The sequence below is a fragment of the Streptomyces sp. NPDC097981 genome (assembly GCF_040302565.1).
In the GTDB taxonomy this organism is placed as follows: domain Bacteria; phylum Actinomycetota; class Actinomycetes; order Streptomycetales; family Streptomycetaceae; genus Streptomyces.
In genome coordinates, this window is record NZ_JBEORW010000001.1 from 1 (window position 1) to 12,571 (window position 12,571).

The 12,571-nt window shown below is 70.2% G+C and carries 13 protein-coding genes; 5 read left to right on the top strand and 8 right to left on the bottom strand.

Annotation, left to right across the window (positions count from 1 at the left end; genetic code table 11):
* Nucleotides 1-222 precede the first annotated feature (222 nt).
* Genes ABTY04_RS00005 through ABTY04_RS00025 form a run of 5 tightly spaced genes read right to left on the bottom strand, consistent with a single transcriptional unit; the run spans nucleotide 223 to nucleotide 4,470 of the window.
* Nucleotides 223-861, bottom strand: a complete 639-nt coding sequence (locus ABTY04_RS00005) for a 4'-phosphopantetheinyl transferase family protein (protein ID WP_352210987.1) — start codon at nucleotides 859-861, stop codon at nucleotides 223-225.
* A complete protein-coding gene (locus ABTY04_RS00010) occupies nucleotides 861-1,574 on the bottom strand; it encodes a thioesterase II family protein (protein WP_352210988.1) in 714 nt (237 codons plus the stop codon). The genes ABTY04_RS00005 and ABTY04_RS00010 overlap by 1 nt, the downstream gene beginning before the upstream one ends.
* 7 nt (nucleotides 1,575-1,581) lie before the next feature.
* Complete coding sequence (locus tag ABTY04_RS00015; RefSeq protein ID WP_352210989.1) at nucleotides 1,582-2,535, bottom strand: chlorinating enzyme; 954 nt, start codon at nucleotides 2,533-2,535, stop codon at nucleotides 1,582-1,584.
* 5 nt (nucleotides 2,536-2,540) lie between these two features.
* Nucleotides 2,541-2,810 carry a phosphopantetheine-binding protein gene (locus ABTY04_RS00020; protein ID WP_352210990.1) on the bottom strand — a complete coding sequence of 90 codons (270 nt, stop codon included), beginning with the start codon at nucleotides 2,808-2,810 and terminating at the stop codon, nucleotides 2,541-2,543.
* A complete protein-coding gene (locus ABTY04_RS00025; RefSeq protein WP_352210991.1) occupies nucleotides 2,803-4,470 on the bottom strand; it encodes an amino acid adenylation domain-containing protein in 1,668 nt (555 codons plus the stop codon). Before ABTY04_RS00025 ends, ABTY04_RS00020 begins: the two co-directional genes overlap by 8 nt.
* Before the next feature lie 346 nt (nucleotides 4,471-4,816).
* On the opposite strand from ABTY04_RS00025, the gene ABTY04_RS00030 reads away from it, so the two are divergent.
* Complete coding sequence (locus tag ABTY04_RS00030) at nucleotides 4,817-6,058, top strand: cation:proton antiporter (protein ID WP_502996528.1); 1,242 nt, start codon at nucleotides 4,817-4,819, stop codon at nucleotides 6,056-6,058.
* Nucleotides 6,059-6,075: 17 nt separating this feature from the next.
* Here the strand turns inward: ABTY04_RS00030 and ABTY04_RS00035 are convergent, their stop codons facing one another.
* The gene (locus tag ABTY04_RS00035) at nucleotides 6,076-6,909 is read right to left on the bottom strand and encodes an AraC family transcriptional regulator (protein WP_352210993.1); all 834 of its coding nucleotides are present in this window, start codon (nucleotides 6,907-6,909) and stop codon (nucleotides 6,076-6,078) included.
* A gap of 67 nt (nucleotides 6,910-6,976) precedes the next feature.
* On the opposite strand from ABTY04_RS00035, the gene ABTY04_RS00040 reads away from it, so the two are divergent.
* On the top strand, nucleotides 6,977-7,975 hold the full coding sequence (locus tag ABTY04_RS00040; RefSeq protein WP_352210994.1) for a DMT family transporter: 999 nt from the start codon (nucleotides 6,977-6,979) through the stop codon (nucleotides 7,973-7,975).
* Between the two features lie 52 nt (nucleotides 7,976-8,027).
* A complete protein-coding gene (locus tag ABTY04_RS00045; RefSeq protein WP_352210995.1) occupies nucleotides 8,028-8,600 on the top strand; it encodes an aminotransferase class IV in 573 nt (190 codons plus the stop codon).
* Between the two features lie 99 nt (nucleotides 8,601-8,699).
* Here the strand turns inward: ABTY04_RS00045 and ABTY04_RS00050 are convergent, their stop codons facing one another.
* Entirely contained in the window at nucleotides 8,700-9,455 is a 756-nt protein-coding gene (locus tag ABTY04_RS00050; RefSeq protein WP_352210996.1) for an SDR family oxidoreductase, read from the bottom strand.
* A gap of 145 nt (nucleotides 9,456-9,600) precedes the next feature.
* Between ABTY04_RS00050 and ABTY04_RS00055 the strand changes: the two genes are divergently transcribed.
* Complete coding sequence (locus ABTY04_RS00055) at nucleotides 9,601-11,100, top strand: NCS1 family nucleobase:cation symporter-1 (RefSeq protein WP_352210997.1); 1,500 nt, start codon at nucleotides 9,601-9,603, stop codon at nucleotides 11,098-11,100.
* Here ABTY04_RS00055 and ABTY04_RS00060 read toward each other — a convergent pair.
* Complete coding sequence (locus ABTY04_RS00060; RefSeq protein ID WP_352210998.1) at nucleotides 11,072-11,575, bottom strand: hypothetical protein; 504 nt, start codon at nucleotides 11,573-11,575, stop codon at nucleotides 11,072-11,074. The two genes, ABTY04_RS00055 and ABTY04_RS00060, sit on opposite strands and share 29 nt — an antisense overlap.
* A gap of 134 nt (nucleotides 11,576-11,709) precedes the next feature.
* On the opposite strand from ABTY04_RS00060, the gene ABTY04_RS00065 reads away from it, so the two are divergent.
* Nucleotides 11,710-12,534 (top strand): inositol monophosphatase family protein, encoded by an 825-nt coding sequence (locus tag ABTY04_RS00065; protein ID WP_352210999.1) that lies wholly within the window; start codon nucleotides 11,710-11,712, stop codon nucleotides 12,532-12,534.
* Nucleotides 12,535-12,571: the final 37 nt, after the last annotated feature.

Consider the following 12,571-nt stretch of genomic DNA (forward strand, 5'->3'; position numbering starts at 1 on the left):
CACGGACCCGGAGGCCGTGACGGCCCTGACGGACCACGCGGCGCTGATCGCGGACGAGGTCCTGGCCACCGACTACGCCTCCGGCGAGGCCGACGCCACGTACGGCGACCCCTTCACCGACGAGTCCCTGTCCCTGGAGTTCCGCCTCCGCAAGGCATAGCACCGCAACGGCCGAAACGGGCCGGCCCGGGTTCCTGAAGGAACCCGGGCCGGCCCGAACCGTTACTGCCCGGCGCCGCCGCTGTGGCAGACGGCGAGCGCCACGTGGATGTGCTGCGAGGAGAAGGAGACGAGCCGGGGGATGCGTCGGCCGGGCGGCTCCGGTGGTGTTCCGAACCCGTCCGGGAGCTGTCCCACCGTCCAGCGGCCGTCCACCGTCGACCTGGTCAGGGACCATTGCTCGGGGCGGAAGGAGATCCCGGTGCCCGGAGACAGTGCCTTGTACACCGCTTCGCGTGCGCTGTGGAGCTCCAGGACCGACGGGTCGCAGGGCCGGACGGGCTCCTCGATGTCGATCCCGCAGTGAGTGGCCACGTCCGCGGGTACGGCGATCGCCACCGCCCAGTGCGCCGAGTGGGAAATGCTGCCCACGACGCCCGGTGGCCAGACCGGGACTCCGCGAGGGGTCCTGGCGACCGGGTACCCGCCCAGTCCCAGTACGGCCAGCGCGTCTCGTGCCGCGGCGCGGCCGGCGAGGTATTCGCGACGGCGACGCGGTGAGACGCGGAACCCGCGTTCGAGGTCCGGCACGTACTCCGGCGGTCCGGTGCGGGCAGTCTTGTGGACGCCCACACCGGACCCCGGCAGACCGGCCTCCCGAGCCAGCATCAGCAGCCGGGAGTGCAGGTCGCGTACGGTCATCACGCCGACGGGATGAGCCGGCCTGCGATGACGCGTACCAAGGCGTCCACGTTCTGCTCCAGATAGAAGTGGCCGCCGGGGAAGCGGTGGAACTCGGTGTGCTGTGTCGAGTTCAGCCGCCATTGGTCGAGCTGGGAGCCGCTGAAGATGTCCTCGGTGCCGGAGCACACGACGATGCCGGCCTCCGTGACGGTCCGCCGCTGCTTGGAGAGGAACGACTCGGACACTGCGAAGTCGGCCCGCAGGAGGTCGGCGGTCCGGCTGCGCAGCTGAGGGTGTTCGAGGATCTGCGGGGAGAGCCCCCCGCCGGACTTCTCGGTGATCTCGAAGATCTCCTCGTCGGTCGTCAGCAGCGGTGATCCCTGGAAGGGAAGCGCGGCTCCCTGCGGCCCCGAGTTCGCCGAGGCGAACAGGGTCGAGCAGCGGCTGCGTCCCGTCGTCTCCTCCAGCCTGGCGGCCAGGGCCAGCCCGACGTAGGCGCCCAGGCTGTGACCGAAGATCGCGAACTCGCCCTCGACGGACGTGACCGAGTCCAGCAGCGAGTCCACGGCCTCGTCCGCGGAGGTGGCCGCGGTCTCCCGCCACCTGCGGCCACGTCCCGGCAGGTCGACCGCGATAGGCTCGATCTCCGGTGGGAGCGCCTTGACCAGAGGATCGAAGGACCTGGCCGAACCACCCGCATGGTGGAGCAGGATGAGTGGATAGGCCGTCACGAGCGCGTCAGCCCTGGTGGGGAACGAACTGGAAGCCGCGCTGGCTCTCCTTGGCCCTGCGGTTGTGTCCGTACTCGTCCTCACCGGCGACCAGCACGGCGCCGTAGTTGTCGAGGACGATGCCGCCACCGTACTCGCTCACTTCGTCGGTGCCGGGGTAGATCTGCACCTGGGTGGGGACGAAGCGCGCCGCGTAGCCCATCCGGTAGTCCTTCTTGGTCCCGGTGTGCGGGAGCGATGCGTGCATCAGCGTCGACCAGAAGATGACGCACTCACCCGGCTTCATCACGAGGGGGAACGCCTTGGACTCGTCCGGCTTCCAGTCGGGGTCCTTCTGGAGCTGCCGGTAGTCGTAGCCGAAGAAGCCGCGCTTGATGCCGTCCTTCTCCGACGCGTTGAACGCCTCGGCGTCGTAGTCCATGCCCTTCGACTCATCGTAGTTCATGTACGTGTGAGTGCCGGGCATCAGCTGCAGGCAGCCGTTCTCCTTGGTGGAGTGCGTGAAGGCGGTCCACACGGTGATGGTTCCGCCGAAGGCCGGCTCCCCGTCCTGCGACGGCCACACGATCTGAGGGGAACCGCTGGCGTGCGCGAAGTTCGCCGCCTGGTGCCAGTCGGTGCCCTCGTCACCCTGGAACTTCGGGAAGAACTCGCTGCGCCAGCACAGTACGTTCGGGCCCAGGATCGACGCGACGCGGTCGACGATCTCCTGCTTCATGATGTGCTCGGACAGCAGATCGATGTCCAGGTGACGGTCGTAGTTGGAGATGCTGCTCGCCTTGCCGGCACCCTCGGGGTAGATCGCGTGGGAGCGGTCACGCAGCTCTCGCTGAATGGTCTTCCAGCGCTCCTCCATCTCCTCCACCTCGTAGATCTTGATGGGGCCGAGGAAGCCGTCCCGCTCGAACTGTGCGAGTTCGGCCTCGGTCAGGGAGAAAGACGTCTGGTCGGGCGTGGTCATCGTGGTCATCCGATCTTTACGGAGGCGTCAGCGGTACGGACTACGGAGGCGGCCACCTCGCCGAGGCTGCGCTCGAAGAGGATCTGCATGTCGGCTTCGACGTGGAAGCGCTCCTTGATGCGATCGTTCAGCTCAAGGGCGAGAGCGGAGTGCCCGCCCAGGTCGAGGAAGTTGTCCTCCGAGGCCGTCGGCTCCTCGAGCAGCTCGGTGGACCATTCCAGGATCAGCCCGAGAGCTTCGTCCAGGGCCGTCCCGCCGTTTGTCGTCTCACTCATCTGTTCCATCCGTTTCGTTCCAGGACCGGGCGACAGCAGCCCGGTCCACTTTCCCGTTGACAGTGCTGGGCAGGCTCGCCAGGCGCAGGTATCGAGCCGGGTGCATGTACGTCGGCAGGAGTCCCTTGACGTGCCCGCGGAGTTCGGCCGTCGTCAGGGGAGCCGATTCGTCCCGCGGCACGTAGGCGCAGACCAGACGCTCGTCGCCGGCCTTGAACTGCCGTACCTGGACCACTGCGTCGAGCACGTTCTCGTGCCGGCGTACGGCGGCTTCGATGTCGCTCAGTTCGATGCGGTAGCCGCGGAGCTTGACCTGGAGGTCCGCGCGGCCCTCGTAGAGGAGGTTCCCGTCGGGAAGCCGGCTCACGAGGTCACCGGAACGGTAGTACCGCGTCGCGACGCCGGTGTCCGGGTCCGCGGCCATGGGGTACTTCGCACTGGTGAGGTCCGGGCGGTTGAGGTATCCCTCCGTCACCTGGGGTCCGGCCAGCCACAGTTCGCCCGTGGTGTTGTCGGGGACGTCGTTGCCCTCGTCATCGACCACGCGCATCGTGAACCCGGGCAACGCGGTGCCGATCACCGAGACGTCCGTGTCCAGGTCGCCCTCGCCGACCTCGTGGAAGGTCGTGAAGACGGTGGTCTCCGTGATCCCGTAACCGTTCACCAGGCGGGGGCTGCTCAGTCCGTGGTGCTTGGCCCACGGAACCAGCGCGGCCGGGGCCAGCTTCTCCCCGCCGAATATGACGTACCGCAGATCAGGAAGGTCCCGGCCGGAACGCAGGGCCACGTCGGCGAGCGTCGCGAAGGCGGTGGGCGTCTGGTTCAGGACGGTGATGGCCTGGTCGGCCACCACGCCCAGGTACTTCTCCGGGGATCGCGCCGCCCAGTGCGGCAGGACGACCAGCTCGGCGCCCGTGGTGAACGCTCCCCAGATCTCCCAGACCGAGAAGTCGAAGGCGATCGAGTGGAAGAGCAGCCACCGGTCCTGTGGGTTGAAGTCGAAGACCGCCGGCGCGGCTTCGAACAGGGCCACCGCGTGACCGTGACGCACCGGCACGCCCTTGGGCTTTCCGGTGGTGCCGGACGTGTAGATGACGTACGCGGTGTCCTGAGCAGTCGGTCCGCGACCCGCCGGCCGTTTCGCGGGGTGCCGGACCAGCTCGGCGATCTCCTCCGTCGTGACGACCGCGGAGAGCGTGCCGTCGGGGATGCCGTCCCCGGGCTCGCCGACGAGTACGGTCGCACCGCTGTCGGCGAGGATGAAGCTCTTCCTGGCCGGAGGATGCCGGACGTCCAACGGAACGTACGCGGCGCCGGCCTTCATGATGCCGAGCATCGAGGCCACCGCCTCGGCTCCCGGGGTCATCCGGAGGGCGACGCGGTCGCCGTGGCGGACGCCGTTTTCCTGGAGCAGCCACGCGATGGTGTCCGACCACTCGTGTAACTGGCGGTAAGAGAAACGCTGCTCCTCGGAAGACAGGGCAGTGCGTTCCGGATCGATGGCGATCGACCTTCGAAATAAGTCTATGAGACCGCCGTCGGCTAAGCCGAAAAATTCCAAGCCTGACAAAAAGGTACCCCCAACATTGCGCTGCAAGTGCCGTCCAACAGGTGAGATGGGTTGGTGTCCAGCACTTGTCACGAATCGGGACATTGGCATAGTTGATCAAGCTCTGGCAAGGGGGTTGTGATCTATGCCACGGAGGGTGGACGCGGTGTCGGCGTGTGAGGTTGGCTCGCGTCGCACCATCCGCAAAACTGCAGTTCAAGAAGGGTGTTGGCCAAAAATGCACAGACCGGAGGCTGCTCAGGACGGTACGCGCCGGAAGGCGTATACCGCTCTGCTTGTCACCGTCCTCTTACCCGTCGGCCTGGTTGTGGGGGTGGCGGTCTGGGTTAGGAATAAGCCATTCCGGGGCGGAATCGCATCATCCGATGCGCCATTTCTGGACACCGCAGGGCACTTCTTCCTGGGTGTTGCGGTGGTTCTCTCGGTGTCTCACATGATGGGATGGCTGGCGAGTAAGCTGGGCCAGCCGAGAGTCACGGGCGAGATAGCGGCCGGCATTCTCCTCGGCCCGTCTTTCCTTGTGAAGGTGGCCCCTGACGTGGCCGGGTGGGTGTTTCCCGCCACCGTTCTCCCGCTCTTCTCGGGGCTCGCTCAGCTCGGCCTCGTACTGTTCATGTTCGGCGTGGGGCAAGAGCTCGCGTCCATGCAGCTCCGTGGGGCGGCCCGCCGGGCAGTGATGATCAGCCAGGCGTCGTTGCTCGTGCCGTTCGCAGTCGGCACGCTGGCCGCGCTGCCCCTGATGGACCAGTACATGGCCGACGGCGTACGCCCCCTGGCCTTCGTCCTGTTCATCGGCTGCGCCCTCAGCATCACGGCCTTCCCGGTTCTCGCGCGCATCCTCCACGATCTGCGCCTGTCACGGACGCGGCCCGGCCAGCTCAGCCTGTTCGCCGCAGCCGTGGGCGACGGCGGCAGCTGGCTGGCCCTGTCGGTGATCCTGGCCCTGGCGCACGGAAACGCCCCGACGGCGGTGCTCGGCAGCGCGCTCGCGGCTCTGGCCGTCGCCGCCGTGTTCCTCGGCCCGCTGCGCCGGCTCATGGCCAGGTGGCCCGACCGCGGCAGCGCGCCCGGCAACGCGCCGACCATCACCTTGTTCCTCGTGGTGTTCATCGGCGTTTCCGCCACGCTCACCGCCTCACTGGGCATTCACCAGCTCATCGGAGCCCTGCTGGTCGGACTCGTCTGGCCGCGCCACCACAAGCGGGCCATGGCCGCGGCCGCCCCGCTGGCCGCCACGGCCAAGACCGTCCTGCTCCCGTTCTTCTTCCTGGGGTTCGGCCTCACCGTCGACCTGAGCTCCCTTCACCTCGACGGCAGCGCCGGTGTCGCCCTGCTCTGCCTGCTGGCCGCCGCCACGGCCGGAAAGGTCTTCGGACCGAGCCTGTGCGCGTGGCTCACGGGGCTGCCGCGGGGAGAGGCGCTCACCCTTGGAGTCCTGCTCAACGCGCGAGGCCTGACGGAACTGGTGGTGCTCCAGATCGGGTACGAAGCGCACATCATCAACGAGAAGATGCTCGGCCTGCTGACCGTCGTGGCGCTGGTCACCACCCTCATGACCACACCCATGCTGCAATTCACCGGGATCCGGCCCGATGCGCAGCTTCCCCCGCTTCCCGTGAAGGAGCCCGTCCCACCGGCATCGGCTGCGCCCGCGGAGAGCGTCGGCGCCGTCTCCTGACGCCACGCCAGGCCGTCTCAGAGCACGGCGCGTTGGAAGGTGCCCGGGGTCACACCGTACGTGCGCTTGAACCAGCGGTTGAAGTGTGCCTGGTCGGAGAACCCGGCGGATGCGGCCGCATCCGCCGACGGCACGCCGCACGTCAGCAGGCCCCGGGCCCGGCGGAGCCGCAGCATGCGCTGGTAGTCACTGGGGGGCATCCCGTACTCCTGACGGAAGGCGCGGTACAGGGCGAAGCGACTGCAACCCGCCGCCCTGGCCAGGTCGTCCGCCGATATCGGCTCGAGCGGTGCCTCGTTCAGCAGGGCGCGCGCCCGGCGGGCGGCCTGACGCTGCGCCTGACCGGTCAGCGTCCTGCGGCGGGGAGCCCGGGTCGCACCACGTTCCGCCATGGCCAGGACGGCCGCGGTCAGCAGTTCCCCCCTCGTCAGCTGACTTGCGCGGCCGACGAGGGCGGCGTGCAGGCGCGCCAGGGCCCCGGTGAGGACGGGATCGGTCAACACCGGCTTCATGAAGAGGGGCATCCCGCCGGTGCGCCCGTCGGAGGCGTCGGCGAGGATCTCGCTGACGACCGACGGACCGATGTGCACGATGCGGTACTGGTAGCCCAACTCGACCGCGGCGCGGCCGTCGTGGACCTCGTCCGGGTTGAACGCCATCACCATGCCGGCACCGCTCGTGTGGTCCGCCCCGCGGCAGCGAAAGCTCTGCGCACCGGCGTCCGTGACGCCGAAGGAATACGCGTCGTGACTGTGCAGGGAGTAGACGTGGTCAAAGAAGTGCGCCTGCATGGCCTCCAGCGGGCGACTGCCGTCCCGCCAGTACTCGACCCAGCCGTTCTCCGTTCCCATACGCCCATTGTGACCTGCGCACGAGCGTTCAAGTCAGGTGGGGCGGCTCCCTGAGAGAGTCCGGGGCGTGGAGACAAAGAAGAGCTTCAATAGCCCATATCTGCAACTGTTGGTGACCATGGTGCTCTGGGGGAGTGCCTTCTCGAGCTCCAAGGCGGTCGTGGAGCACGTTCCGCACTCCGTGGGCGCGTTTCTTCGCTTCGGCGGTGGTGCCATCGCCCTCCTGCTGGCCATGTGGATGTTCGCCGACCGCAAGAAGCCCGTCCCGGGCCGCGCCAAGTGGCGCGCGGCGGCTGCGGGCGTGGTGGGCGTCTTCGCCTACAACGGCTTCTTCTTCTGGGGCCTTTCCCTCGCCCCGTCGCTCGACGCCGGCATCCTCATTCCCGTCATGAGCCCGGTGCTGACCAGCGCGTTCCTGCTCGTGACCGGCAAGGAGCGAGCCGCGTGGGCGCGGGTGGCGGGCCTGGCCCTGGGGCTCACCGGAGCGGTGATCTTCTTCGTGGGCGCCGGCGGCGGCACCCACGGTGGTTCGTCCCGGCTCTGGGGCGATGCCCTGTTCCTCGTCAGCGCCGTCTGCTGGGCGGGATACACCCTGGTCGGATCCCGGGTCCTCACCGGTGTCGAACCGCTGCGCGCCACCACGTACGCGACCTGCGCGGGCGCCGTGCTGCTGGCCGTGTTCGCCGCCCCCGACCTCGCGGAGGTCCAGTGGAGCGAACTCCCCTCCGGCGTCTGGCTGAACACCGTGTACCTCGCCGTCGGCGCGGCGGCCGTCGCCAACCTGCTCTACTACCGGGGCGTGGGCTCCGTCGGGCCCGCGAACGCCTCCCTGATGATGTTCACCGTGCCCGTCGTGAACACCCTGTGCGCCACGCTGCTGCTCGGTGAGTCCTTCGGATGGGTGCAGGGCATGGGCGCACTGGTCCTCCTCAGCGGCGCCGCACTCGCCGTCACCCAGGGGAAGCTGCCCGGGCGCAGGGCCGCCGTAGCCGCTCCGCCGGCCCCCGCGGCCGAGGACGCCGACCACGCGAGCGAGCAGCCCAGGCACTTGGTCAAGGAGCGCTGACCCGGCCTTTCTGGGCCAGCCCCGGCGTGACCAAGGCCGAAGGCCCGGAGCAGTGCTCACGCACGGCCTCCACTACGGCGGCGGGGTCTTCGAGGGAGAGCGCGTCCACGACGGCCACGTCTTCAAGCTGACCGAGCGCTCGCAGCGGCTGCACGACTCGGCACGCGAACTGGGCTTCGGCCTTCCCTTATCCGTCGCAGAGCTGGACCGGGCGACGCGCGAACTCGTCGCCCGCGAGGGCATCGGCGACGGCTACGTCCGGCCGGTGGCATGGCGGGGCAGCGAGCGATCAGCGTGGCCGGTGCAGGCACCTCCGTCCACGTCGCGATCGTCGCGTGGGAGTGGCCGCACGTCTTCTCCGCCGACGCCGCGACGAGCGGCATCCGCCTGGGCGACCGTGATCGACCTGGCGCGCGAGCTCGGGATCCGCGTCGTCGAACGCGATGTCCGGCCCGAGGAGCTCGGCGGGTTCGACGAGTGCTTCCTCACGGGCACCGCGTACGAGGTGCAGCCCGTCCGGTCGATCGACGCGCACGCGTACGAGGCGGGCAGGACGACGACCGCGCTGCGGGAGGCGTACGCCGGGCCGGTCCGCTCGGCGCACCGGGCCGCCGCCGTGCGCTGAGCGCTGCCGGGGCCGCCCCCGCGTCGGGTGCCGCGCTCGCGCAGCGCGCGCGTACGACAGCACCTGATGCCGAGGCCCCCGGGGGAGCCGGAGGGGGCGTCAGAAGCCGTGGCGGAAGCCGCCGTCGACGGGGAGCATCACGCCCGTCAGGTACGAGGCCGCCGGCGAGAGGAGGAAGGCCGCGGCCCTGCCGAACTCCTCGGCGTTGCCGTAGCGCCCCAGCGGGATCTGGGCTTCGTTCGCCGCCCGCGCGGCGGCCGCGTCGCCGGTCAGCGCGTCCAGCTCCCGCACCCGGTCCGTGTCGATCCGCGCCGGCAGCAGCCCGACCACCCGGACACCGCGCGGACCCACCTCCACCGACAGGGACTTCGCGAAGCCCGCCAGCCCCGGGCGCAGGCTGTTGGATATGGTCAGCCCCGGGATCGGCTCGTACACCGAGGCCGACAGCACGAAGCCGATGACGCCGCCCTCCCCCAACTCGGCCGCAGCGGTCCTGGCGAGCCGCACGGCGCCGAGGAAGACCGACTCGATGGCCGCCGACCAGTCCTCGTCGGTGTTCTGCGCCGTCGTGCCCGCGGCCGGGCCGCCGACGCTGATGAGCATCCCGTCGAAGCGGCCGAAGTGCTCGCGGGCAGCGCAGACCAGCTTCCCGGCCACCGCCGGGTCGGAATTGTCGGCACCCAGAGCCACCGCGTTCGGGCCCAGGGAGGCCGCCGCCCGCGCGGCGCGCGCCGCGTCCCGTCCGGTGACGATCACCTTCGCGCCCTCGTCCACCAGCTCGCGCGCGGTGGCGTGCCCGAGCCCCCGCGTGGCTCCGGTGACGACGTAGACACGGTCCCTCAGTCCAAGATCCATAAGGACACGTTACGCCGGTCGAGGAGACGGGACGGCCCGCGCACTGCCCGCCGAATACATCGAGACCCGACGGGGGTATGACTACAGCCACCACAGCCACCACGACCTGACCGGATCCCCACCCGACCCGAAGGGGCGTGCGCACATGACGGACCACACGACCGGCCACACCGCGGACCGCGTGGAGCTCGCCCCCGCAGAGGTCCCCTCCGACGGCCGTTTCGCCAATCCCGACCTGCTGCCCGTACCGGTCGAGGCCAGGCGCTGGACGACGTACAACTTCACCGCCCTGTGGGTCGGCATGGCGCACAACATCCCCTCCTGGCTGCTCGCCTCCGGGCTGGTGGCCCTGGGGATGGACTGGAAACAGGCGGTGTTCACCATCGCCCTCGCCAACATCATCGTCCTGGTGCCGATGCTGCTCACCGGGCACGCCGGCCCCAAGTACGGGATCCCGTTCCCGGTGCTGGCCCGGGCCTCGTTCGGGGTTCGCGGGGCCAATCTGGCCGCGCTGATCCGGGCGGCCGTGGCCTGCTGCTGGTTCGGGATCCAGACCTGGATCGGCGGGTCCGGGATCTACGTCCTGCTCGGCGAGATCTTCGGCGGCTGGGCGGACGCGGAGAAGATCGCCGGCCAGCCCTGGCCGCTGTGGCTGTGCTTCATCCTCTTCTGGGCCCTCGAACTCGCCATCATCTACCGGGGCATGGAGGCCCTGCGGCGCTTCGAGAACTGGGCCGCGCCCTTCGTCATCGTCGGCGCCCTGGTGCTGCTGGTGTGGATCGGGGTGAAGGCGGGCGGCTTCGGCGAACTGCTCGACCAGCCGTCCAAGCTCGGCTGGGGCTCCGACTTCTGGCCGGTCTTCTTCCCGTCGCTCATGGGCATGATCGCCTTCTGGTCCACCCTCTCGCTCAACATCCCCGACTTCACCCGCTTCGGCGCCGGCCAGCGCTCCCAGATCCTCGGACAGACGCTGGGGCTGCCGACGACGATGACCCTCTTCGCCCTGCTGTCCGTGCTCGTCACCTCCGGCTCCGAAGCGGTGTACGGCACCCCGATCTGGGACCCGGTGGAGCTGGTCGCCAAGGCCGACAGCACCTTCGGACTGCTCTACGCCCTGGTCACGGTCCTCGTCGCGACGATCTCGGTCAACATCGCGGCCAACGTCGTCTCCCCGGCGTACGACCTGGCCAACCTGGCTCCCCGCCGGATCAACTTCCGCAGGGGTGCGCTGATCACGGGCGTGGTCGGCGTACTGATCATGCCGTGGAAGCTGACCTCGACCCCCGAGCTGTACATCTTCACCTGGCTCGGCCTGGTCGGCGGCCTGCTCGGCACGGTCGCCGGCATCCTCATCGCGGACTACTGGATCGTGCGGCGCACCCGGCTCTCGCTCCCCGAGCTGTACCGGGAGGGCGGGCCGTACTGGTACACCGGCGGCTGGAACATCCGCGCGGTGGCGGCCTTCCTGGTCGGCGGGGTGCTGGCCATCGGCGGATCGCACTCGGCCCCCGGCCAGGGCCCCTTCCCCGAGGAGGGAGTGATCCCCTTCCTGAAGCCGCTCGCGGACTACGGCTGGGCGGTGGGCCTGGCCTCGTCCATGCTGCTGTACACGGCGCTCATGGGCCGTCGCCGGCCCGGCGGCTGACGTCCGGGCCGCCCGCGTCCGGGTCGCCGGCCGGCCCGTCCTGCGCGTCCACCGGCTCGGCGAAGCGCGGGTCGAGCACGATCTCCTGCCACGTGCAGCAGTCGGCGGCCTCGACGGCCACCTCCGCGCCGCACCCGGCGCAGGCGAGGTTCGGCCCGTCGATGCCCATGGGTCCGCAGCAGCCGGTCCGGCGCCGCTCGATCGGCTCCACCCCGCGGATGTCGCCGGGACTCAGCACCACGCCCTGCTGCGGGCCGGCCGTGCCGCGAGGGGGCCGGAAGCCCTTCGGCGCCGCAGGCCAGGAGAACCGGGAGGGTTCCGGGTCCCGGGCGAACGTCCCGGGCGCCATCCGCGGCGGACAGGGCTCCACGGGCGCCTCGTACGGGGCCCACGTCTGGCTCTCCGGCGGCGGCGGGACCTCCCGCACCGCCGTGGTGAGCGCGGTCCGGCAGCGGCGGCAGCGGAATATGATCACCCCGCCATCGTGCCCCCTCGGGACCGCCCGCGGGAGCCCGCCCCCGGCCCGGTCCACTCCGGATCCACCCGCAGTACGGCGCACCGACATGATTGTCGGTGCGGTTGGTCAGGCCGGCGTGGTGTGATGGGGGCATGATCGAAGAGTTCCTGGCCCAAGACCTGTCAGCGGTGGAGGAAGCGGTCCGCAAGGCCGCGGCGGCCGAGATCATGCCGAGATTCCGGCAGCTCGCCGACCACGAGGTGGACCAGAAGAGCGGCCCGCACGATCTGGTCACCGTCGCCGACCGCAAGGCCGAAGAGCACCTGACGGCCTCCCTGACCAACCTGCTGCCCGGCTCCGCCGTGGTCGGCGAGGAGGCGGTGCACGACGACCCGGCCGCGTACGGCGCGCTGCGTGCCGACGCGCCGGTGTGGATCGTGGACCCGGTCGACGGCACCCGGCAGTTCGTCGCCGGCGACCCGGCCTTCTGCACCCTGGTGGCCCTCGCCCACCGCGGGGAGATCCTCGCCTCCTGGACCTTCGCACCGGCGCTGGACGAGCTGGCGACCGCCGTGCGCGGGCAGGGCGCGTACGTCAACGGTGAGCGGATCCACAGCGGCTCGCCGGAGCCCGGCGCCGAGCTGCGGGTCGCCATGGCCCACCCGCTGTACACCTCCGAGGAGGACAAGCGGACCCTGGCCCGCCTCGACGTCCCCGGGGTGGCGGCCCGGCCGTGCGGCTCCGCGGGCCTGGAGTACCTGAAGGTGGCGCGCGGCGAGATGGACGGCCTCGCCTTCACCTGGCCCTCGGCGTGGGACCACGCGGCCGGACTGCTGCTCGTCGCCGAAGCGGGCGGAGCGCAGAGCACCGTCGCCGGGGTTCCCTTCCGGGTGGACCGGGACAACGAGCTGCCCTTCGCCGTCGGGCGCGACGAGGCCACGGCCGCCCGGATCCGCGACCTGCTGCGCGGCGCGTAACCGGTTGAGGGCAGGGGCCCGTCTGGACGGGCCGAAT